This is a genomic window from Timonella senegalensis JC301 (assembly GCF_000312125.1).
Taxonomy (GTDB): Bacteria; Actinomycetota; Actinomycetes; order Actinomycetales; family Cellulomonadaceae; genus Timonella; species Timonella senegalensis.
Window position 1 is genome coordinate 446,118 of sequence record NZ_HE978642.1, and the last position, 21,082, is coordinate 467,199.

Consider the following 21,082-nt stretch of genomic DNA (forward strand, 5'->3'; position numbering starts at 1 on the left):
CGGATACACATTCACTCTAGGAAAAGGACTCATCATGGGACTCCTCGAAGGCAAGAAGATTCTCGTAACTGGCGTGCTCACTGACCACTCCATTGCGTTCCACGTAGCCAAGTTTGCGCAGCAGGAGGGTGCTCAGGTCGTCCTGACCTCGTTTGGACGTCAGTTCCGCCTCACCCAGGCAATCGCGAAGCGCCTGCCCGCCCCCGCACCAGTGCTTCAGCTGGACGTAACCGACGCAGAGGACTTGGCCGCCCTTGAGTCCCGTGTGCTTGAGCACGTTGACTCGCTCGATGGGGTAGTCCACTCCATCGGCTTTGCGCCTCAGTCAGTCATGGGTGGGAACTTCTTGGCCGGCGAATGGCCAGACGTTGCGACCGCCCTTGAAGTCTCCGCATTTTCGCTAAAGTCGCTGGCAGTGGCCACAAAACCACTCATGAAGAATGGTGGTTCCGTAGTGGGTCTCACCTTCGATGCGAGCTTCGCATGGCCTGTCTACGACTGGATGGGTGTGGCCAAGGCCGCATTCGAATCCACGGCGCGCTATCTTGCACGAGACCTCGGTCCGGACGGAATCCGGGTTAACCTCGTATCAGCAGGTCCAATCCGCACCACTGCCGCGAAGTCCATTCCCGGCTTTGAGAAGATGGAAGGGTCCTGGCCTGAGCGCGCGCCGCTCGGGTGGGACCAGACCGACGCTGAGCCAGCTGCACGTGCAGTTGTTGCGCTGCTTTCGGATTGGTTCCCTGCCACGACAGCCGAAATCGTCCACGTAGACGGTGGAGTCCACGCGATGGGACAGTAGTTTGAGTTTTGCTAACGGTACACGTCGACTTGTGTTGCTTCGTCACGCAAAGGCAGAGCCTGCAGGGTCGGTTGGCGACCAATTCCGGCCGCTTGCCCTGCATGGGCGGCGCCAAGCGGTTGCGATTGGTGAGAAGCTGAGCGGCCTTGGTGTGGAGCCACAGAAGGTCTTCTGCTCGGCGGCCCTACGCACCCGCCAGACGTGGGAACTTGTTAGCAATGGCCTCGACCTTGACGCGTCCTTTGCTCAGGTCGAAGAGAGCCTCTACCTCGCGGCCGCGGAAAACGTGCTTGACGTTGTCCGCGGCTGCGAGGAGCCAGACACAATCCTTGTGGTTGGACATGAGCCAGTGATGTCTTCCCTTGCCGCGCACCTTGCCGGTCCCGGGACGGATGCTGCCGTATTCGACCGTGTCCGGATCGGCCTTCCTACCTCAGGGTTCGCGATCCTCGAATCCGATCTGCCGTGGTCCGAGTGGGACGCAGGTACTGCTCTGCTCGTCTCAACGGACAGCGCGGAGGTATAGGGCGCCGATGAACAGAAAGTCGCTCCTTGTCCTTGTTATGGGAGTGCTCGCAAGCACCTGGGTGGTGTTCGGGCGTGGAACCGTGGGAAACCTCGGGTCCTTGACCCTCATCTACGTGTTCCTGCTTGGTCTTCCCATCCTCGTGCTTCACATCCTTGTTGCCAGAGCAATGGCCAGGACAGCGGCGGCCGGGCACTCGACCCGTCCGTGGACGTTCATCGCGCTCGTGCTCGCGTGGGTGTGCTTCACCGTGCTTGGTCTGCTGATTCCGGACCGCTTGGACGATGGCAGCTTGCAGACAATGCTCACCGGCAACACAGACCCTTGGACCGGCTTTGCTATCGGCATCGCTAACCCGATGGGAATCATCGGCATCGCGTTGTGCGTGGCGAGCCTGATTATGGCAATCGCGGACTCACGCGGTCCACGCCTGACAGAAGACGAACTCTTGGATTCCCAGAACTAACATCGCCGCGTTTCTCGAGACACGCACGCACATCCCCGGGCGGGCAGATAGGCTAACACCCGTGACCGAACTACGCGCAGCCGCACCCACCAGACTCGTTGTTATGGACGTGGACTCCACGCTGATTCAGCAGGAGGTCATCGAGCAGATTGCCCTCCACGCGGGCACGATGGAGCAGGTGGCGGAGGTGACCGAGCGTGCGATGCGCGGGGAGCTCGACTTTACCGAGTCTCTGACCCAAAGGGTTGCCACCCTGGAAGGCGTGACCCTAGACGAACTCGCTCAGGTGCGGAGCCAGATTCAGTTCTCTGAGGGCGCCCGTGAGTTCATCGCTCAGTGCCAGTCGCGAGGGTGGGAGGTTGCACTGGTTTCCGGGGGCTTCACCGAGATCGTGGCAGGACTTGCCGCTGAGGTGGGCATCTCCCGGTTCCGTGCCAACACGTTGGAAGTCAGCGGCAATGCTCTCACTGGCCGGACCGTTGGCCGCATTGTTGACCGTGCCTACAAGGAAATCGCGTTGCGGGAGTTTGCGGCGGAACTTGGACTCGACATGTCCCAAACGGTCGCAATGGGCGACGGCGCGAACGACCTCGACATGATCCACGCAGCGGGTGTGGGCATCGCATTCAACGCTAAGCCCATCGTGCGGGAGCAGGCACCTTACACCGTCAACGGTTCAATGCTTGGCGCACTCGACATCATCGATGCTCACGACGCCCCGCAAGCCTGACGGACCACGTTGGTGAATATCTGTCAGGTTGGCCTAGGCTAGTCCTGTGATTCGTAGGTTTGCACTCATCTATCCGGCGCTCGGTGCGCTGGCGATGATTGCGCACCTCCTTAATCCCGGTCACGACTCCGGGACGTTCGGCATCCTCATCACTGCGGTGCTCCTCGCACCCGTTTCTGCGCTCATCGCGCGCACCGGCAACCGTGTGATCGAGGTCGGCGGCGCCGTGTCCGCTCAAGTTCTCGCGCACACATCGCTCGGTCTCCTCGGTTCGGTTGCATTATCGCCGAGCCTCGGGGGTAGCACGCACAGCGCCCACACCGTCGACGTCGCATTCGAGCGCGAGCTCCTTGGCGCGGCTTCGCACCATGCGGCGGGCCATGACGCCGCCCTGGGACTAAGCCTCCCGATGCTCGCTGCCCACGCGCTCGCAGCTGTCATCCTCATGACGATTCTGCGCCGTGTGGACGACTTCTTGGAGTACGTGGCCCAGAAGGTCGTTCGCCTCACGCACGTCCTCGCTGTGACCCTCACCGCACCTCGGTACCGACCTGCCGTATTCGCGCAGGTAGTACGAGTCAACTCCAGGCTGTCCGTCCGCGGAGTCCTCAGCCTTCGTGGCCCACCAGTTTCTCTGTGCTTCTAATCCACACCCGCGGTTTATTTTTCAAGAACACAGAGGACACACCATGCTTGCCAACTCGGCACAGCGTGGCGCGCAGACGCGCGCCCGCTCGACTTCACGTTTTGCCAACCGCCCATTCGCTCGTGCGACAACGGTCCTGAGCATCGCTGCACTCGCGGCTCTTGGTGCATGCTCACCGGGAACCGCCGGCGATGACACACATCCGGGCGGTACGAACCACACCCAGGGCGAAGGCCAGACCGCATCGCCGGACGGCGCGCCACTTGTGGTCACTGATGCCTGGGCCAAGGCAGTGCAGATGGACGCCGAACACCCAATGACCGGAGTGTTCATGAAGCTCTCCAACCGCACGGATGAGCCGCTGACAGTGGCGTCCGCCGCATCATCAGCCGCCAAGATGGTTGAGCTGCACGAGACGGTGGCGGACGAAAACGGCTCCACCACCATGCAGAAGGTCGAGGGTGGATTCACCATCGCACCCGGCGCCGACCGCGTGCTTGAGCCCGGAGGGGAACACGTCATGCTCATGGGCATGACGCAGGACCTCATCGCTGGCGACGAGGTAGAGGTCGTCCTCACCCTTGCTGACGGCACCGAGATCCGGGTAACCGCAGCTGTGCGGGACTTTGCCGGCGCCAAGGAAGAGTACTCGCACGAGGAAACCTCGGAGCACTGAGCCGTGACCTTGCCTGGGAACCAAGACAATCCTGTCAGCAGGCGCTCGGTCCTCAAAGCGGGCTCAATCGTGGGCGGAACCGTGGTCGCGGGTGGCGCACTCGGAGGAGTGATTGCCGCGCTCAGCCGCGGCCTGACCGAACACCCGAGCCCAGCCAACGTGACCGCAGCCCCAGCCGAGGCGCCGCTGGCCTTCGGCTCGGAAACGCTCCCGTTCTATGGTGCTCGCCAGTCCGGCGTAACCACGGTCGCCGGAACCCAGCTCGCGCTCCTCGCCTTTGATGTGGACGAGGGACTGGGAAGGGATGGGGCGCGACGCCTCCTGCGCGTCCTGACCGAGATCACCTCCAAGCTCACGCAAGGCCAGGTGCCGCTCGCGGACACCGAACCCGAGATGGTGACGAGCCCTGCCCGGCTCACCGCGACCATAGGACTGGGTGAGAGGTTCTTCACACGCGCGTCAATCGTCGAAAATAAGCCGGCGTGGCTGCGCCAGCTGCCCGCCTACCGGATTGACCAGCTGCAGGACCGGTGGAACGGGGGCGATCTGGTGGTGTCGCTGAGTGGCGATGACGACCTGACGATCGCCCACGCGCGGCGCGCAGTCACGCGCGCGATAGCGCGCTGGGCGCGACCACGCTGGGTCCAGCGCGGGTTCCAAGGGGCGCGCGGCGCGCGCCCTGACGGCACCACGATGCGCAACCTAATGGGCCAGGTCGACGGCACGGCGAACCCCACGCCGGGTCCGGACGATCAGGTCATCTGGTGCGGGCCTGAGCAGGGCGTGTGGGCGAATGGGACATCAATGGTGGTGCGCAGGATCGCGATGAACCTAGAAACCTGGGACGAGGTGGACAGGGTCGCGCGCGAGGACGTCATGGGGCGAACGCTGCACAACGGCGCGCCGCTGACCGGAACCGAAGAGCACGACGAGCCTGACTTTGAGGCGAAGAGCCCGATCGGGTTCCCGGTGATCGCGCCCTACTCGCACATCAGACGGGCTCGCTCCGACAACCCGCACGAGCGCATCTACCGCAGGGCGTACAACTACGATGACGACCCCGAGCCAGGCGAACTGTCCAACAGCGGGCTCGTGTTCGTGTCGTATCAAGCTGACCCGATGACGCAGTACCACCCGTTGCAGGCACGGCTCGCAGAGCTGGACTCGCTCAACGAGTGGACTACGCCGATTGGGTCCGCAGTGTTCGCGGTCCTGCCCGGCTGCGCGGATGGTGAGTACCTGGGGGAGCGGGTACTCGGGTTGTAACGCGATCCGCACGAGGCCGTGGGCGGATGACCTGCGGCTTTGGGTGAGTTGCACAAAGGGGCGGTGGCCCAGTTCGTACGAACTGGGCCACCGCCCCTTTGTTGTGACTGATTCGCTGCTGTATGCGGCACACCCGCTAATCGACGATTGTGCCCTTAGGAACCACAGTTAGTCCCTCTTCCGTGATGGTGAAGCCGCGCTTGCGGTCCTCGTCCGGGTCGATTCCGATGCGCGCACGCTCGTTGACCACCACGTTCTTGTCCAGAATTGCGCGGTGGACCTGGGCGTGGCGGTGGACGATGACATCGTCCATGAGCACCGAGTCGGAGACCGAGGACCAGGAGTGCAGGCGCACGCCGGGGGAGAGCACGGAACCCACCACGGTTGCTCCCGAGATGACGACACCAGGGGAGACGATCGAGTCAGCTGCGTGGCCCAGACGCCCCGGCCCCGCGTGCACGAACTTGGCCGGCGGAAGACCGACGTATCCGGTGTAGACGGGCCAATCGTTGTTGTAGAGGTTGAACACGGGGTTGACTGAGATCAGGTCCTTGTTGGCCTCGTAGAAGGACTCGATGGTTCCCACATCGCGCCAGTAGTCGCGGTCGCGGTCCGTGGAGCCCGGAACGTCGTTGTCCTTGAAGTCGTAGAAGCCGGCGGTGCCGCGCTCCACGAAGTACGGCACGATGTCGCCGCCCATGTCGTGCTTGGATGCGTCGTTGTCGGCGTCCTTGGATACGGCTTCAACGAGTGCATCAGTGTTGATGACGTAGTTACCCATGGAGGCAAGCACCTCGTTTGGAGCATCAGGGAGACCCACAGGGTTTTCTGGCTTCTCAAGGAACGCGCGAATTCGGCTTGGGTTCTCAGAGTCAACGTCGATGACACCAAACTCAGATGCGAGCTCGATGGGCTGGCGAATACCAGCAACTGTCATCTCTGCGCCCGAGGCTATGTGCGCATCAACCATTTGGGAGAAGTCCATGCGGTAGACGTGGTCCGCGCCCACGACAATGACGATGTCCGGGCGCTCATCCTCAATGATGTTCAAGCACTGATAGATCGCGTCTGCGGACCCGAGGTACCAGCGCTTACCCACGCGCTGCTGAGCCGGAACCGAAGAAACAAAGTTCCCCAGCAGTGGGGACATTCGCCACGTCTTCGAGATGTGGCGGTCGAGCGAGTGTGACTTGTATTGAGTGAGCACGACAATGTGCAAATAGTTCGAGTTGACCAGGTTTGACAGTGCGAAGTCGACTAGGCGGTAGATGCCACCGAACGGAACAGCAGGCTTTGCGCGGTGTTTCGTAAGGGGCATGAGCCGTTTGCCTTCGCCGCCAGCAAGGACAATCGCGAGAACTTTGGGATGTGCCATGTCACGACTCTATGTTGTTGTGACCTATTTCGCATAAAAGGATGTAGCGTGTCTGTGTGCGAATTGACTTACTGACCAGAGAATTTCCGCCGTACATCTACGGTGGAGCGGGCGTCCACGTCTCCGAGCTTTCCGGCGTGCTGCGGGAACACGCTGACGTGCGAGTGCACTGCTTTGACGGGCCACGTGACGACCTCGGGATCGAGGGCGTCACGGGATACTCGGTGCCCGCCGAGCTGAGCGACGCAAATCCGACCCTAGCGACCATGGGCGTGGATCTGCAGATGGCCAACAACGTTGCGGGGGCGGACATCGTCCACTCCCACACGTGGTACGCGAACTTCGCGGGACACGTGGCCTCGATGCTGCACGGCATCCCGCACGTGCTCTCTGCGCATTCACTCGAGCCGCTGCGCCCGTGGAAGGCCGAGCAGCTCGGCGGTGGGTACGCGGTATCCAGCTGGATTGAGAAGAGCGCGTACGAGTCCGCGGCCGCGATCATCGCGGTGTCGGGTGGCATGCGTAACGACATCCTGCGCTCGTACCCGAACGTTGACCCAGCCAAGGTGCACGTCATCCACAACGGCATCGACCTGACTGGCTGGCAGCGCCCGACCGGCGAGTGGGTGGACGATGCGGACCGGATCGTGCGGAACCTGGGCATTGACCCAGAGCGTCCAGCCGTGGTCTTTGTTGGCCGTATTACGCGCCAGAAGGGCCTGCCATACCTGCTGCGTGCAGCCGAGCAGCTTCCCGCGGACGTCCAGTTGATCATGTGCGCTGGCGCCCCGGACACCCCGGAGATCGCCAAGGAGGTCTCGGACGCGTTTGCCGGATTGGCGCAGCGCCGCGACGGCGTGGTCTGGATCGAGGAGATGCTTCCTCGCCACGAGCTCATCGCCGTTCTGGCAGCGTCCACCGTGTTTGTGTGCCCATCGATCTACGAGCCACTCGGAATTGTAAACCTCGAGGCCATGGCCGTTGGGTTGCCCGTGGTGGGAAGTGCGACAGGAGGAATCCCTGAGGTCGTCGACGACGGCGTGACCGGCTACCTCGTGCCGATCGAGCAGGTCCAGGATGGCACGGGAACCCCGCTCGACCCCGACAAGTTCGTGGGCGACCTCGCGGACACGCTCAACAGGGTCCTGGCGGACCCTGAGCGCGCCGCGGAGATGGGCCGTGCGGCCCGCAAGCGGGTCGAGGACCACTTCTCGTGGGAGGCGATCGGGGAACGCACCATGGCCCTGTACTCCCAGATTCTCGACGATCGTGGTGGGTCCCTGGATTCGTAGCCTTGGCTGCGCCCTCCTTGAGTTGAACCTTCCGGCCGCGATGGCATGGGTTGGGCTTCCATTTGGGAGCCTGGGCCTGCTGTCGCGGCCGGTGGTGTGTTCGGCTGGTGGTGGGTTCATCTGGTGGCAGAGTTCACCACACTAACTGGACGGTCTTTGCTAGCCTTGACCTTAGGCCCGGTGACCGGGCCCCGGACGACGGTTCAGTACCCGGTGCGCGACAAGACTGGCCAAAGGATTCAAACATGCATTGGGTAATCCTCATTGCGTCCGGAATGCTGGAGGCCGTATGGGCCACAGCACTGGGCGAGAGCGAAAAGTTCACTAAGAAACTCCCCACCGTCATCTTCGTCATTGGCATGATCGGCTCCATGGCAGGCTTGGCCTACGCCATGACTGCCATCCCCACAGGAACCGCCTACGCGGTGTGGGTCGGCATCGGCGCGGTTCTCACCGTGTCCATCGCCATTCTGCGCGGGACTGAGAAGGCTAACCTAGCCAAGATTCTTCTCCTGCTCGGCATCGTGGCCTGCGTTATCGGACTCAAGGCGGTGGCGTGATGAACAAGCCTGACTTCTCCGCCATGAGCTCGAACACTGCGTGGGCCATCCTGATCGGCTCCGCCGTGTTTGAAGCCGTTTGGGCCACAGCTCTTGGGCTCTCCGAGGGCTTCACCAAGCCCGTCGCGGTGGTTGTGTTCCTCGTGGCTCTTGCGATCTCCATGGGCGGGCTCGCAATTGCCATGAACGAAATCTCGATCGGAACCGCATACGCCGTGTGGACGGGTATCGGCGCCGTGTTGACGGTGCTGTACGCGACGCTGACCGGCACAGAATCAATGAGTGCCCTCAAGGCGGTCTTCCTCGTGGGAATCGTGGGTTGTACGTTCGGCCTCAAGCTACTAGGGCATGACGACTCGGAGGGCGAGGCTAGGGCGACGCAGGCGCGCGACTAGTTCCTCCTGCTGACGGCTCCATCCCACCTCTCATCGAGAGTATTCCTGAGCCCACTCTCGACATCGAGAGTGGGCTCAGGAATACTCTCGATGATGTTTGGGGTGGGGTGGTTTGGGGTCGGGAGGGGTGGATTGGGAAGGGGCGGGGAGGCTGTTCCGACCTATCCGACCAGCGGCGTCATGAGCGTCGCCGCCTCCATGGCGCGCCGGGAAATGGCGTCCACATCCCGCAAGAGCCGGAGCCTCGCTTGGGCTTGCGTGGAGTTGAGCGCCGACCCATCCGAAAAGCGTGCAATGTCAACGATTGCGCGTAGGCGAGCCGACGACTCAAGTACGGAATATACGCGCGCAGGCAGGTCCTCAGGGATGTAGCCCGAAAGGTCGTAGGAGTCGCGCAGCAGGTCGATCAGGTCGGCGTGTTCCTCGTGCCAGCGCGCCACGTCGAGTGCGATGAGGGCCTCGGTGGCCTGGGCGAGCCCCACCCGGAGAGCGCGCTGCGCATCAGCGAGGGAACCCGCAGACCCGAGCACCTGAAACTCCCAAGGGTCAACCTCAACAACGTTCCAGTGAGTTGAGTACCCGCGGTCGCCAGCTGGGCCAAACTCCGTGACCTCCGGAACCAGGGCAATGTTCCGCTGGCTACGGTCCTCGGCCACCATGCGCACCAGCACAAGCTCCTCCGATTCCACGCCGCTGTGCGTGGCGAGGTAGGGAACGGAGGCGATGTCTCCGGGGACTGGAAAGACTGCGCACGAGGCAACCACCCGACCCAACGTGGACCGCAGGAACGTGACGAGTGAGACTGCGGAACCACGATCGTCGATAATATGCGGCTCATCCTCCTGCTGGACGGATTGGGCAGCAACTTCTGGTGACCACTGCCCACTAGCAACGCGCGGCAGCCAGAGCGCCAAACTGGCGCTGCGTGGCAAAATCGCCTGCGCATCGGAGTCACGGAACGGTCGGGGCGTGGAGCGTGTGGAGGAATTCACAACCTAAACGGTAATACCTGCCGCGCCTTTGGACCCAAGTGGTCACGGCTGCGGATAGAGTATGGAGCATGACTTGGGTGCTGGACCTCGAAAATGTATCTGTTCGCCGCGGAACAAAGAACATCGTTGACAACCTCAATTGGCAGGTCAAAGAGGGGGAACGCTGGATCGTCCTGGGACGCAACGGCGCAGGCAAGACCACCCTCATGCAGCTGTCCTCGACTCGTATGCACCCCACCTCTGGAACTGTGAAGATCCTCGGCGAGCAAATGGGCAAGGTTGACATCTTTGAGGTGCGCCCACGCATCGGACTCGCTAGCGCAGCGCTCGCAGAGCGCATCCCCGGCGACGAGCTCGTACTCGACGTGGTCCTGACCGCCGCCTACGGAATCACCGGCCGTTGGCGCGAGGAATACGACGACTTTGACCGTGAGCGCGCAACCGACCTCATGGCCGCGTTTGGCGTTGACGGGTTCCAAGATCGTCACTATGGAACCCTGTCCGAGGGCGAACGCAAGCGCGTGCAGATTGCCCGTGCGCTCATGACCGACCCTGAACTCCTCCTGCTCGACGAGCCGGCCGCTGGCCTTGACCTGGGTGGCCGCGAGGAACTGCTCGCCGCACTGAGCGAGTTGGCTGCGTACGAGGCGGCACCGGTGCTGGTTCTTGTCACCCACCACGTCGAGGAGATCCCACCAGGATTCACGCACCTGCTCCTCCTCAAGGACGGCAGCGAGTATGCGGCCGGTCCAATCGATGAGGTGTTGACGGACGAGAACCTGACAGGTGCATTCGACGTTCCACTCACCGTCACCAAGACTGGTGACCGATACAGCGCCCGCGCATCGCAGAAACTCCCGGTCAATCTGGGTGGCCACGCGTAAAGTTGATCTGAAAACGTGCAATTGAGGGGTCCCGCGCATGGCGCGCGGGACCCCTCATGCATTGCAGAGCGGGCCTGGCCGGCACACATCGCGACCTCGCAATGGGGCGGGGGAAGGGCTAGCCTGCCCATCGCCGCGGGAGCGGTGGGTCGGGGCATCATACTCAAGTACATACTTTGGTCTAGCCCCGCGAAAACAGGGGTCCGAGCGGGTAAAACTCGGATAGGTTATCTGTAAAGCCAAAACCAAAACTGCAGGAGGTTACAGATGGTGTGGTGGATTTGGGTGCTCATCGCGATCGTTCTTGTGGTCGCGGAAATGCTCACCCTCGATTTGGTCCTTCTCATGCTCGCAGGAGGTGCTCTCGCAGCCGCGCTCGCAGCCGAGCTCGGCGTGGAAAACATCATCTGGCAGGGCATCATTTGGGCGGTCGTCTCTCTGCTTCTGCTTCTATTTCTCCGGAAATGGATGCTCGAACACATGAAGATTCGGGGCAAGGCAATAGAAACTAACGCCCAGTCGTACGTGGGCAAGACCGGTGTCACAGTCACCGATGTCAACGCAGCCGGTGGCCGCATCAAGTTCCAGGGCGAGGTGTGGTCTGCGCGTTCCGCTGACGGCACTGAGCTCCCCAATGGAACTCACGTCACCGTCATCAAGATTGATGGCGCAACTGCCATCGTCGAACCAATTCTTAGGCCCATCGCCGATTCCTAGGCGGCTGGTCCTGGCGCCTCGGCGCCACATCTCGCGCTGGCCCAATGTCCTGCATTTGGTCGGCACAAAACAAAGAAGGGCACTTAGATGAATGACACGTCATCGCTAGACCCGGGAACAGTCGTTGCGATTGTTGTTATTGCGGTTCTGGCCATTCTTGTGGTCACGGTCCTATTCAAGGCCGTACGTATTGTCCCGCAGACTGTCTCCCTAATCGTTGAGCGACTGGGACGTTACAACCGCACGCTCGACGCTGGTATGCACTTCCTGATCCCGTTTGTGGACCGCGTTCGTGCAGGAGTTGACCTCCGTGAGCAGGTCGTCTCCTTCCCGCCGCAGCCAGTGATCACCTCCGACAACCTCGTGGTGTCGATCGACTCGGTCATCTACTTCCAGGTAAACGACCCCAAGTCGGCTGTCTACGAGATCGCGAACTACATCACGGCAATCGAGCAGCTGACCGTTACCACTCTGCGTAACGTCATCGGTTCGATGGACCTCGAGCAGACTCTTACCTCCCGTGACCAGATCAACGGGCAGCTCCGCGGAGTTCTCGATGAGGCAACTGGACGCTGGGGAATCCGCGTCAACCGAGTCGAACTCAAGTCGATCGACCCACCCGCATCCGTGCAGGGCTCGATGGAGCAGCAGATGCGCGCAGAGCGTGACCGCCGTGCAGCCATCCTGACCGCTGAGGGTGTCAAGCAGTCCCAGATCCTCACGGCTGAGGGTGAGAAGCAGGCAAATATTCTCCGCGCAGAAGGTGAAGCCCAGTCGGCTATCCTCCGTGCTGAGGGTGAGTCGCGAGCCATCCTCCAGGTCTTCGACGCAATCCACGAGGGCGACGCCGACCCCAAGCTTCTGGCATACCAGTACCTCCAGATGCTCCCTGAGGTGGCAAAGTCCGACTCGTCGAAGATGTGGATCGTTCCTGCAGAGTTCACAGCAGCTCTCGGCGGCATCGCATCCGGCTTCACCGGACAGGGCCCGGCTGCTACCGACCCTGCAGCACTTGCAGCATCCAAGGAAGCCGCAGAGGGTCGCCGTCAGCGCCGCGAGCGCAAGGAATCGGCCGTAGCACTGACGGACCCAACCGAGGCTCTCGCTGAGGCTCGCCGTCAGGCGGAGGCTGCAAGCGCGGACGCCACCACGGCAGGCACCCGCTCCGGAGCGCCAGCCAACCCACTGCACACCGTGGGCCAGGCTCCAAGCAACCCCAACCAGGCAACGCCACCAGCGGCGCCACGCCCAGTCGAGACGTTCGAGCCACGTCCGTCTCAAGACGGCGGACCAGTTCCGCCGCCACAGCAGTAGGGTCTTACCTAGGTTCGCCTAGCTTCACCGAGAACGGGTGGTCAGTCCGAACGGACTGGCCGCCCGTTTCTTTTTTCGGTACCCAGTGCGGGAAGATGGACTAGTGCTTATTGACATCACGGACCTGTCCGACGAACGACTCTTCGACTACACCAATCTGACGGACATGAACCTGAGGTCCAAGCACGAACCCGAAAAGGGCCTCTACATTGCGGAGAGCGTGACGGTTCTGCGTAGGGCGCTTGAGGCCGGACATAAGCCTCGCTCCCTGATCATGTCGTACAAATGGCTTGATTCCGTGGCCGATGTCATGGAGGAGTTCCCCGAGGTTCCGGTGTTCGTTGGTTCCGAGGAACTGCTCGAGGAACTCACCGGGTTCAAAGTGCACCGCGGTCTGCTCGCCTCGATGCACCGCCCGACGCTCGCGGATCCGCGCGAACTGCTGCAATCGCTGCGCGGCGGCGAAGGTGCGCGGCGCGTCGCGATCTTTGATGGCGTCATCGATCACACCAACATTGGTGCTGCGTTCCGCAGCGCTGCGGGGCTCGGGGTGGACGCCGTCCTCGTGACCCCGAAGTCCGCTGACCCGCTCTACAGGCGCTCCGTGCGTGTCTCCATGGGGACCGTGTTCCAGGTGCCCTGGACCCGGATCGACAACCTGCCCGAGGGCCTGACTGCCCTGCACGAAGCCGGTTACACGTCCGCCGCGCTCGCACTGTCGGATGATTCCATTACTCTCGACGATTTTGTTGCAGAAGACCACGACAAGGTTGCGTTGATCTTTGGTAACGAGGGGCATGGACTACCAGAGCGGACAGTCAAGGCTGCATCCCGCGTGGTCCGGATTCCGATGGCCGGCGGGGTTGACTCCCTCAACGTTGCCGCGGCGAGCGCCGTGGTGTTTTACGCCACCCGCATGTAGGTAGCGTGGACGCACATTACAGCGCGAACTCGTAGACAAAGTCCGAATGGAGTTCGGCCCCTACCTGCATGGTCTTGACGCCCACTCGTTCAAACCCGGACTTTTCGTAGAAGCGGATAGCCCGCGCATTGAGCTGGTTGACGGCTAGCCACAGCGACCCGGCACCCAGTTCACGGCCCGCCTCGCACGCCGCCGCTAGGAGCGGCTGCGACACGGATCCGCCGTGGTCCGAGCTGTGCACGTAGAACTTTGAGAGGTACGCGCTGTGTGCTGCACGGACCCCGAATTCAGGTGCGGGCGCGCCCAACTGGCCCCCGATGAGCAGGACGTAACCACGCAGCCGGCCGGGGGTGGTGCTGGGAGCGCGTGAATCGTCGTGAATAAGGGGCGCATCCTGCGCCACGATCACGCGGGTATCAGGCTGGGACATGTGCTGCGTAAAATGCGCAGCGGTCAGGTTCCCCGCGATGAACGCGGCAATGTCCTCATCCGTGGTGCCCGGAGGGCAGGCGAGCGGGAAGGTGAGCGCGGCGAGGCGCGCCAGGTCTGGGGCGTCGAGCGGGGTTGCCCTGCGAATGACGGCGGTCATCGGCCGAGCCCTTCAATGATGTCGGCGCCCGTCAGGTGGGCGAGGTCGCTGCCTCGCACAGCGATCTTGGAAGCGCGAACCCCCGAGCCTATGACGATCCACTCGTCGCTCGCGGCCGCCGCATCCATAACGAAGCGCCACGTATCCGGCAGGCCGATCGGTGTGATACCGCCGTACTCCATCCCGGATTCTTCCACCGCCCGATCCATCGGAACGAACGATGCCTTGCGCACATCGAGCATGCGCTTGATCGCGCCGTTGATATCCGCCCGGGTGTCAGCGCGCACGGCCACGGCGGCAGTGCGCTCGGTGCCCTCGCGCTTTCCAGCAACGAGTACGCAGTTCACGGAGTCGTGCATGGGGATCTCGTAGCGTTGCGACATCGCGGCTGTGTCCGAATCCTGTGGATCGATTTCGCACACGAAGATGCGTGCGGTGCGCTCCGGGTCGTTTTGCGACCAGACGGTCAGTTGGCTCAGAACTCGCTCCCCAAGCAGGTCGGGGCGGCCCAGTGCGGGCTCCCACGGGACTGTTCCAAGGTTCAGCGAGGTCTGCGTAGTCATGGTGCAACTGTAATGCGCTCGAGCACCGCTGTGCGGAGGGGTTTTGAGGCGTGGTCGCTGCCCTGTGAACTGCACGATGGTGCTTTGTCAGAGGGGTGGCGTACAGTTGTTTTCGAACACACGTTCGAATCCGTGCGTTCGAAAACCGGACGAAATCAGAGGCGGTGAACATGCCAGCACAGGCGCAAAGGGCTCCCATTGAGGAACGGATGGCGCACGCAAAATCGATTCTTGCGCTCGCAGAGCGCGGAAGCGGTGTGCGGGCGGTCTCATCGATTTCTGCTCCGGTGCGGGAGGCTCCGGATTCTCCGGAACCTTCTAATTTTCGACGATCCACCGCGGTTCCAGCGGCGGGTCACCGTGAGGACCGGGTTGCGCTGGGAGTCCTCGAGCCACTGTGGGAGGTGCTGCCCCAGGGGCTCGTGAGGGGTGGCGTGACCGTTGTTCACGGGTCGACGTTCACGGCCCTGTCCACGCTGGTCAAGGCCAGCGAGGACGGGGCGTGGATCGCAGTCGTGGGGGCGCCCGAGCTGAACTATGCGGCGGTTCATGATGTGGGAATCAGCCTTGAACGGGTCGTCGCCATCCCGGACGCGGATGGCCGTGAGGCTCAGGTGATTGCGGCCTTGCTTGACGGCGTGGACATCGTGTTTGTGGGCGGTAGGTGCGGGCTGACGGATGGGGAGAAGCGCACGCTCCTTGCGCGAGCGCGTGAACGCGGCGCCGTGATCGTGAGCCAGCAGGAATGGCGCGGGGCCAGAGCAGTGCTGTCTGGGGAGGGCGCGAGCTGGGTTGGGCTCGCGGGAATAGGAATGGAAGGACTGGGAAGGTTGCGGGAACGGACGTACACGCTGCGCAGGAGAGACCCTGCGGGCGGCGGGCGGCGGTGCGAGTTCACGGGCAAGGATGGCCTCGTCCACGGTCCCGTCAACTACCCGCGTGCGCACCTGCGGGTTGCGCACTCCGCATAGAACATCGGCGAACACCACCATGAACGCAATACCCCACCCCCATATGCCCGACCTCGTTTCTGCTGTGCGCCCGCGCACGGGAGTCCTGTGGGTCCCGGATTGGCCCGTCCTTGTGGCGAGCGCGGTCGCGGGCCTTGAGGATGCCGTGCCCATAGTCATTGCGGCAAATAGGCGGGTGCGTGTTGCCTCCGGGTATGCGCGCGCCCAGGGAGTCCGTGCGCAGATGAGCCTGCGGGCGGCCCAAGAGCTGTGCCCGGACGTGCACGTGCTCGAGAGCAATGAGGCGAGCGAGGCGCGAGAGTTCGAGTACGTGGCACAGGTCGTGGAAAGGGTTGTGCCCACGCTCGACATCATCCGGCCGGGGCTCCTTACTTTTGGCGCGCAGGGGCCCACACGATACTTCGGCTCCGAGGACGCCCTGACCGAGGCGCTCATCAACCAGGTGAGTGGATCCGTGCAGGTGGAAGCCCATGTGGGGTTCGCTGAAGGGCTGCTCGCGGCGATCCTGTCCGCACGCACAATGCTGTATGTTCCGCCCGGGTCGAGTCCAGACTTCTTGGCCGCACGCCCTCTCGCGGATGTCCTGTATGCCACCACGACCTCGGCCCAGCGGCGCGCGCTTCACGAGCTGATCGGCCTGTGGGACCGGCTGGGTATCCGCACCTTTGGACAGTTCGCCCGGTTGCCGCGCAGCCACGTGCAGACGCGCTTTGGCGAGGCCGGGGTCTGGGTCCACGACCTTGCCAGCGGGAGAGACAGTCACGTAGCGCAGGCAGCCGCACACCGCCCAGACATCGAGGCGCACGTAGTACTTGACACACCCGCAACACGGGTCGATGAGGCGGCCTTCTATGCGCGCTCGTTGGCGCAGACAGTGCACGATTCGCTCGTGGAGCAGTCAGCCACGTGCAACCGCATCCTGGTTGCAGCACACCTCAGCGACGGCAGTATCCTGCAGCGCAGTTGGCGCACCGATGAGGGTGCACTTGGTGCGATGAGTCCCGCGCGGCTCACCCAGCGGGTGCGCTGGCAACTGGAGGGGTGGCTCACCAACAGCGCGCTCCTCGAGCGGGCACGCCGGATAGCAGAGGGCGCGGGAAAGGCAGGGAGCAGGGCTGAGGGTGGGCTCGGTGCCGGGTCTGGTACGGGGCCGGCCGTTGGCGCCGGGGTGGGGTCAGGTGCGAAGGTACGTCCGGCCGGCGGGATGGAGCGCCTGAGCGATCAGGTCGAGCGAGACTGGGCCCTCGACGACACCCGGCCGGTTGAACTGACTGCCTTGACGCTCAGTGCGCTGGACGTCATCGGGGCCGCGACCCACCAGGAAGCGCTGTGGGGGACAAGCCGCGGGGGAGACCTCAGGGCGCTGCGCGCCGTGGAGCGCGCGGTGAGCCTTGTTGGGCCGCAGCGCGTCCACGCGCTCTCGTTCGTGGGAGGGCGTACCTACAAGCAGCGCATTCGCGCCGTGAACTGGGACGACCGTGCAGATGGGGAGCCCCAAGAAGAGGCGAGCGAGGAGGGCATGCGCCTCGACGCGCTGCCGAGCCCCGGCCCAACGATCATCTACGAGCCCGCGATACCCGTTTCTGTGCTCGACCCCGCAGGGCGCCCCGTCCGGTTCAACAACAGGCTGATCATGTCGAGCCCGCCGTATCGGCTGGTGCGCCCACGAGCCGACGGCAAAGGCACGGACACAATCGCGATCGGACAGTGGGCCGGACCGTGGCCCATCACGACCCTGTGGTGGCAAAGCGAGCCGCAGCACGAGATCTACCTGCAGCTGATCCCGGAACACGAGGCCCCAGCGCTGCTTGTGGTGTACCGGGACGGGGGCTGGGAATGCGAGGGCACCTACGACTAGGTCCACTCCGGTGGGTGCGTACTGAGTGACACGTGGTGGGTTGCTGCAAGATGCGCAGCCTAGACGCGAAATGGGATGTGCGAACACGAAACATGAAGCACGAGACGCGAGACACGAGACGCGAGATGAGAAGCGGGATCGGGAAAGGAAGGAACGTGAGTGAAGGACTGACATATGGGGAACTGCACGCCCACTCTGCGTTTAGCTTCCTTGACGGAGCGAGCGAACCGGAGGAGCTCGCGGCGGAAGCCGCACGATTGGGGTTGTCGTCGCTCGCGCTGACAGACCACGACGGGCTCTATGGTGTGGTGCGCTTCGCGCAAGCCGCCAAGCAGCTGGGACTCGCCACGAGCTTCGGAGCCGAACTGCACCTGCCCACAACTGCGGGCAGGCTCGACGAGCCCACAGGGGTTCCTGATCCTGCTGCGGACCACCTCGTAGCCGTAGCGCGTGGAGCAGACGGGTATCGCGCCCTGTCCTCCGCGATCGCCCGAGCGCACCTCGACGCGGGGAAGAAGGGGCTCGCCAACTACACCCTAGAGGGACTCGGCCGGGCAGCCGCAGGTACATGGCTCGTACTCACGGGCTGTCGCAAGGGGAGGGTGCGCAGGCTCGTGGACGCCGGCGACTTGGATGGTGCGTACGACTACGCGAGCCAGCTCGTAGAGGTGTTTGGTAAGGAAAACGTGGCAGTCGAAACCACGTGGGGTGCGCATGCCCTCGACTTCGAGCGTGCAGAGAAGCTTGCCCAGGTAGCACGGCGGGCTGGTCTGCCACTCGTGGCCACCACGAACGCACACTATGCAAACCCGCGGGGCACGCGGCTTGCCCAGACGCTCTCGTCAATCCGCGCTAACCGTTCACTTGACTCCATGGAGCCGTGGCTTGAGGCGACCTCCACCCGTCATCTGCGTTCGGATGAGGAAATGCGGTACTTGCACAGGGCCCACCCCTACGCTGTAGACAACGCCGCGAGGCTCGCCGCGCAGACCACGTTCGACTTTGCGCTCGTGGCACCCAACCTGCCGCCATACCCCGTCCCGGCAGGCCATACGGAAAGCACCTGGCTGCGTGAACTCACCTACGCTGGGGCGCTCGAACGCTATGGCTCCCGCGAGGCAGAACGTGTTGCTGGAGCGTGGGACAAGATCGACCACGAGCTGCGCATCATTGAGGACCTAGGGTTTCCGGGATACTTCCTGATCGTCTACGACATCGTGGACTTCTGCAGGCGCAGCAGCATCCTTGCACAGGGTAGGGGATCGGCGGCGAACTCTGCCGTCTGCTATGCGCTGGGGATCACCGCGGTGGACGCCGTGCATCATGGGCTGCTGTTCGAGAGGTTTCTTGCTCCCGAGCGTGACGGCCCACCCGACATCGACGTGGACATCGAATCGCGCCGTCGCGAGGAGGTCATCCAGTACGTGTACAAGCGCTACGACCGCGAGCACGCCGCCCAGGTGGCCAACGTCATCACCTACCGCAACAGGTCCGCCGTGCGGGACGCGGCCAAAGCCCTCGGCTTCGACACCGGCCAGCAAGACGCCTGGTCAAAGGGTATTGACCGGTGGGGAAACCTCACGGATGACCGTAACTCCAGCAGCACCCCTGACCCTGAGCGAGCTGCCGGGCGTCCGGAGGTGGACGATACCGCGCGCCGCGATGGATTTTCCCCCACAGGCTCCGAGTTGGCGAGCTTTCCGCAGGATGGTCGCGGGGAGATCCCGGAGGCAGTCGTGGTGTTGGCCGAGCAGCTACGCAGGCTGCCGCGTCACCTGGGAATCCACTCGGGCGGAATGGTCCTGTGTGATCGTCCAGTAACGGAGGTGTGCCCCGTGGAGTGGGCACGAATGGAAGGGCGCACGGTGCTGCAGTGGGACAAGGAGGACTGCGCGGACGCGGGACTCGTGAAGTTTGACCTGCTGGGGCTCGGCATGTTGACCGCGCTGCGCCTCGCGTTCGAGCACGTCAAGGAGACGGATGGGCTCGAGCTCGAGCTGCACTCGCTGCCCGCCGACGACCCGTTTGTGTATGAACTGCTGCAGGCAGCAGACACAGTGGGCGTGTTTCAGGTGGAATCGCGGGCGCAGATCGCCACGTTGCCTCGGCTCAAACCCAAGGTCTTTTACGACATCGTCATCGAGGTCGCGCTGATCCGGCCCGGACCCATCCAGGGTGGGTCTGTGCACCCGTACATCAACCGGGCACGCAAGCGGGAAAAGATCGTGTTCGCGCACCCGCTACTAGAGAAGTCGCTCGCAAAAACCCTCGGCGTCCCGCTGTTCCAGGAACAACTTATGCAGATGGCCATCGACACCGCCAACTTCAGCCCGGCGGAGGCAGACCAACTGCGCCGCGCCATGGGCTCAAAACGCTCGGCCGAACGCATGGAAGCGCTGCACCACAGGGTCCTCGAAGGGATGTCCGCGAACGGCATCCCGCGCGCCACCGCAGAGGAGATCTTTGACAAGCTCAAGGCCTTTGCGGACTTCGGTTTCCCCGAGTCCCACGCATTCTCCTTTGCCTACCTTGTGTATGCGAGCAGTTGGCTCAAGGCCCACCACCCGGCGGCCTTCTACGCAGGACTGCTCGGAGCGCAGCCCATGGGGTTTTACACCCCGCAGTCCCTCATGAACGACGCCCGCAGACACGGGCTCACGGTCCTGCCACCCTGCGTGAATACCTCCCGGGTACACGCGCACGTGGAACCGCTGGCGGACGCGGCACCCCATGGAGCCGTGGACACCCGACCCGTTCCCGACCGGGAGATCCTCAATTCGACGGACACGTTCGTGACAAAGCCAGGCGTGCCCGTTGAACTCCCCACGCATAACGCAATCAGGATCGGGCTCGCGAGCCTGCGAAATCTTAAGGAGTCGGACGCGGCACGGATCGTCGAGGCACGGGAGGCGGGTCCGTTCACCACGCTGCGAGACTTCCAACGCAGGACCGCGCTGCGCACCGAACAACTCGAGGCGCTCGCGGCCTCCGGCGCCTTTGACTCGCTGGGTGTGAGCCGCAGGGAGGCACTGTGGGCAGCAGGCGTGCTGACCCAGGAGCGCGAGGACACCCTTGAGGGCCTGTCGCTCGGGGTTGAGGCGCCGCTTCTCCCGGACATGACGGTCACCGAAACCGCGGTAGCCGACCAATGGTCGAGCGGGATCAACCCGCAGATATATCCCACGCAGTTGGTGCGTGCAGAGCTGGACGCGCAAGGGATTCTGAGCGCGCGCCAGGTCAACTCGTGGGAGGACGGACGGCGAATCACTGCGGCTGGCGTCATCACCCATCGCCAGAGGCCCGGAACCGCTGCTGGCGTCACGTTTCTTTCGCTTGAAGACGAGACTGGAATCGTCAACGTGCTCTGTTCAGTTGGCGTGTGGAATAAGTTCCGTAAGGGATTGCGCACTGCAAAGGCGGCCATCATTCGCGGTAGAGTGGAGCACGCTGACGGGGCGACTAACCTCGTGGCAGAGCACTTCACACCGCTGTCGCTGCGGGTGAAGACTTCGTCACGAGACTTTCAATGAAAATCACG

Annotated in this window: 21 protein-coding genes and 1 riboswitch; of the genes, 17 read left to right on the forward strand and 4 right to left on the reverse strand. The window is 63.2% G+C overall.

Annotation, left to right across the window (positions count from 1 at the left end; translation table 11 throughout):
• Positions 1 to 34 precede the first annotated feature (34 nt).
• The 7 genes from fabI to HGSM_RS06575 all read left to right on the forward strand — a co-directional run bounded on the left by fabI (position 35) and on the right by HGSM_RS06575 (position 5,112).
• Positions 35 to 802 (forward strand): enoyl-ACP reductase FabI, encoded by a 768-nt coding sequence (fabI, locus tag HGSM_RS06545; protein ID WP_019147944.1) that lies wholly within the window; start codon positions 35 to 37, stop codon positions 800 to 802.
• Between the two features lie 31 nt (positions 803 to 833).
• Positions 834 to 1,328: a SixA phosphatase family protein gene (locus HGSM_RS06550; protein WP_019147945.1), complete on the forward strand. Its 495-nt coding sequence runs from the start codon at positions 834 to 836 to the stop codon at positions 1,326 to 1,328.
• 7 nt (positions 1,329 to 1,335) lie between these two features.
• Entirely contained in the window at positions 1,336 to 1,794 is a 459-nt protein-coding gene (locus HGSM_RS06555; RefSeq protein WP_019147946.1) for a hypothetical protein, read from the forward strand.
• Between the two features lie 61 nt (positions 1,795 to 1,855).
• Complete coding sequence (serB, locus tag HGSM_RS06560) at positions 1,856 to 2,524, forward strand: phosphoserine phosphatase SerB (RefSeq protein WP_040594702.1); 669 nt, start codon at positions 1,856 to 1,858, stop codon at positions 2,522 to 2,524.
• 46 nt (positions 2,525 to 2,570) lie between these two features.
• Positions 2,571 to 3,170 (forward strand): hypothetical protein, encoded by a 600-nt coding sequence (locus tag HGSM_RS06565; protein WP_019147948.1) that lies wholly within the window; start codon positions 2,571 to 2,573, stop codon positions 3,168 to 3,170.
• Positions 3,171 to 3,213: 43 nt separating this feature from the next.
• On the forward strand, positions 3,214 to 3,846 hold the full coding sequence (locus HGSM_RS06570) for a copper chaperone PCu(A)C (protein ID WP_019147949.1): 633 nt from the start codon (positions 3,214 to 3,216) through the stop codon (positions 3,844 to 3,846).
• Between the two features lie 3 nt (positions 3,847 to 3,849).
• Positions 3,850 to 5,112, forward strand: a complete 1,263-nt coding sequence (locus HGSM_RS06575) for a Dyp-type peroxidase (protein WP_019147950.1) — start codon at positions 3,850 to 3,852, stop codon at positions 5,110 to 5,112.
• Between the two features lie 136 nt (positions 5,113 to 5,248).
• Here the strand turns inward: HGSM_RS06575 and glgC are convergent, their stop codons facing one another.
• On the reverse strand, positions 5,249 to 6,487 hold the full coding sequence (glgC, locus tag HGSM_RS06580; RefSeq protein WP_019147951.1) for a glucose-1-phosphate adenylyltransferase: 1,239 nt from the start codon (positions 6,485 to 6,487) through the stop codon (positions 5,249 to 5,251).
• Positions 6,488 to 6,543: 56 nt separating this feature from the next.
• On the opposite strand from glgC, the gene glgA reads away from it, so the two are divergent.
• The 3 genes from glgA to HGSM_RS06595 all read left to right on the forward strand — a co-directional run bounded on the left by glgA (position 6,544) and on the right by HGSM_RS06595 (position 8,734).
• Complete coding sequence (gene glgA, locus HGSM_RS06585; protein ID WP_019147952.1) at positions 6,544 to 7,779, forward strand: glycogen synthase; 1,236 nt, start codon at positions 6,544 to 6,546, stop codon at positions 7,777 to 7,779.
• A 170-nt stretch (positions 7,780 to 7,949) separates the two neighbouring features.
• A riboswitch (guanidine-III (ykkC-III) riboswitch) is annotated at positions 7,950 to 8,014 on the forward strand.
• A gap of 10 nt (positions 8,015 to 8,024) precedes the next feature.
• Positions 8,025 to 8,339 (forward strand): DMT family transporter, encoded by a 315-nt coding sequence (locus HGSM_RS06590; protein WP_019147953.1) that lies wholly within the window; start codon positions 8,025 to 8,027, stop codon positions 8,337 to 8,339.
• Positions 8,339 to 8,734 carry a DMT family transporter gene (locus HGSM_RS06595; RefSeq protein WP_019147954.1) on the forward strand — a complete coding sequence of 132 codons (396 nt, stop codon included), beginning with the start codon at positions 8,339 to 8,341 and terminating at the stop codon, positions 8,732 to 8,734. Before HGSM_RS06590 ends, HGSM_RS06595 begins: the two co-directional genes overlap by 1 nt.
• A 161-nt stretch (positions 8,735 to 8,895) precedes the next feature.
• Here the strand turns inward: HGSM_RS06595 and HGSM_RS06600 are convergent, their stop codons facing one another.
• The gene (locus HGSM_RS06600) at positions 8,896 to 9,726 is read right to left on the reverse strand and encodes a hypothetical protein (protein WP_019147955.1); all 831 of its coding nucleotides are present in this window, start codon (positions 9,724 to 9,726) and stop codon (positions 8,896 to 8,898) included.
• Between the two features lie 68 nt (positions 9,727 to 9,794).
• On the opposite strand from HGSM_RS06600, the gene HGSM_RS06605 reads away from it, so the two are divergent.
• The 4 genes from HGSM_RS06605 (at position 9,795) to HGSM_RS06620 (ending at position 13,563) form a co-directional block, all read left to right on the forward strand.
• Positions 9,795 to 10,610, forward strand: coding sequence for an ABC transporter ATP-binding protein (locus HGSM_RS06605; protein ID WP_019147956.1), 816 nt, complete (start codon positions 9,795 to 9,797; stop codon positions 10,608 to 10,610).
• Between the two features lie 267 nt (positions 10,611 to 10,877).
• Complete coding sequence (locus HGSM_RS06610) at positions 10,878 to 11,327, forward strand: NfeD family protein (protein WP_019147957.1); 450 nt, start codon at positions 10,878 to 10,880, stop codon at positions 11,325 to 11,327.
• A gap of 87 nt (positions 11,328 to 11,414) precedes the next feature.
• On the forward strand, positions 11,415 to 12,641 hold the full coding sequence (locus HGSM_RS06615; RefSeq protein ID WP_019147958.1) for an SPFH domain-containing protein: 1,227 nt from the start codon (positions 11,415 to 11,417) through the stop codon (positions 12,639 to 12,641).
• Positions 12,642 to 12,744: 103 nt separating this feature from the next.
• The gene (locus HGSM_RS06620; protein WP_019147959.1) at positions 12,745 to 13,563 is read left to right on the forward strand and encodes a TrmH family RNA methyltransferase; all 819 of its coding nucleotides are present in this window, start codon (positions 12,745 to 12,747) and stop codon (positions 13,561 to 13,563) included.
• A gap of 16 nt (positions 13,564 to 13,579) precedes the next feature.
• Here HGSM_RS06620 and HGSM_RS06625 read toward each other — a convergent pair whose 3' ends face one another.
• Together HGSM_RS06625 and HGSM_RS06630 are read right to left on the reverse strand one after the other, a co-directional pair.
• Positions 13,580 to 14,152, reverse strand: a complete 573-nt coding sequence (locus tag HGSM_RS06625) for a GNAT family N-acetyltransferase (protein WP_019147960.1) — start codon at positions 14,150 to 14,152, stop codon at positions 13,580 to 13,582.
• Complete coding sequence (locus HGSM_RS06630; protein ID WP_019147961.1) at positions 14,149 to 14,715, reverse strand: YbaK/EbsC family protein; 567 nt, start codon at positions 14,713 to 14,715, stop codon at positions 14,149 to 14,151. Before HGSM_RS06630 ends, HGSM_RS06625 begins: the two co-directional genes overlap by 4 nt.
• Before the next feature lie 209 nt (positions 14,716 to 14,924).
• Between HGSM_RS06630 and HGSM_RS06635 the strand changes: the two genes are divergently transcribed.
• From HGSM_RS06635 to HGSM_RS06645, 3 genes are all read left to right on the forward strand, one after another.
• The gene (locus tag HGSM_RS06635; RefSeq protein WP_019147962.1) at positions 14,925 to 15,686 is read left to right on the forward strand and encodes a hypothetical protein; all 762 of its coding nucleotides are present in this window, start codon (positions 14,925 to 14,927) and stop codon (positions 15,684 to 15,686) included.
• A 19-nt stretch (positions 15,687 to 15,705) separates the two neighbouring features.
• Positions 15,706 to 17,544: a DNA polymerase Y family protein gene (locus tag HGSM_RS13690; RefSeq protein ID WP_230197506.1), complete on the forward strand. Its 1,839-nt coding sequence runs from the start codon at positions 15,706 to 15,708 to the stop codon at positions 17,542 to 17,544.
• A gap of 125 nt (positions 17,545 to 17,669) precedes the next feature.
• Positions 17,670 to 21,074, forward strand: a complete 3,405-nt coding sequence (locus HGSM_RS06645) for an error-prone DNA polymerase (RefSeq protein WP_051009694.1) — start codon at positions 17,670 to 17,672, stop codon at positions 21,072 to 21,074.
• The last annotated feature ends 8 nt before the right edge of the window (positions 21,075 to 21,082 follow it).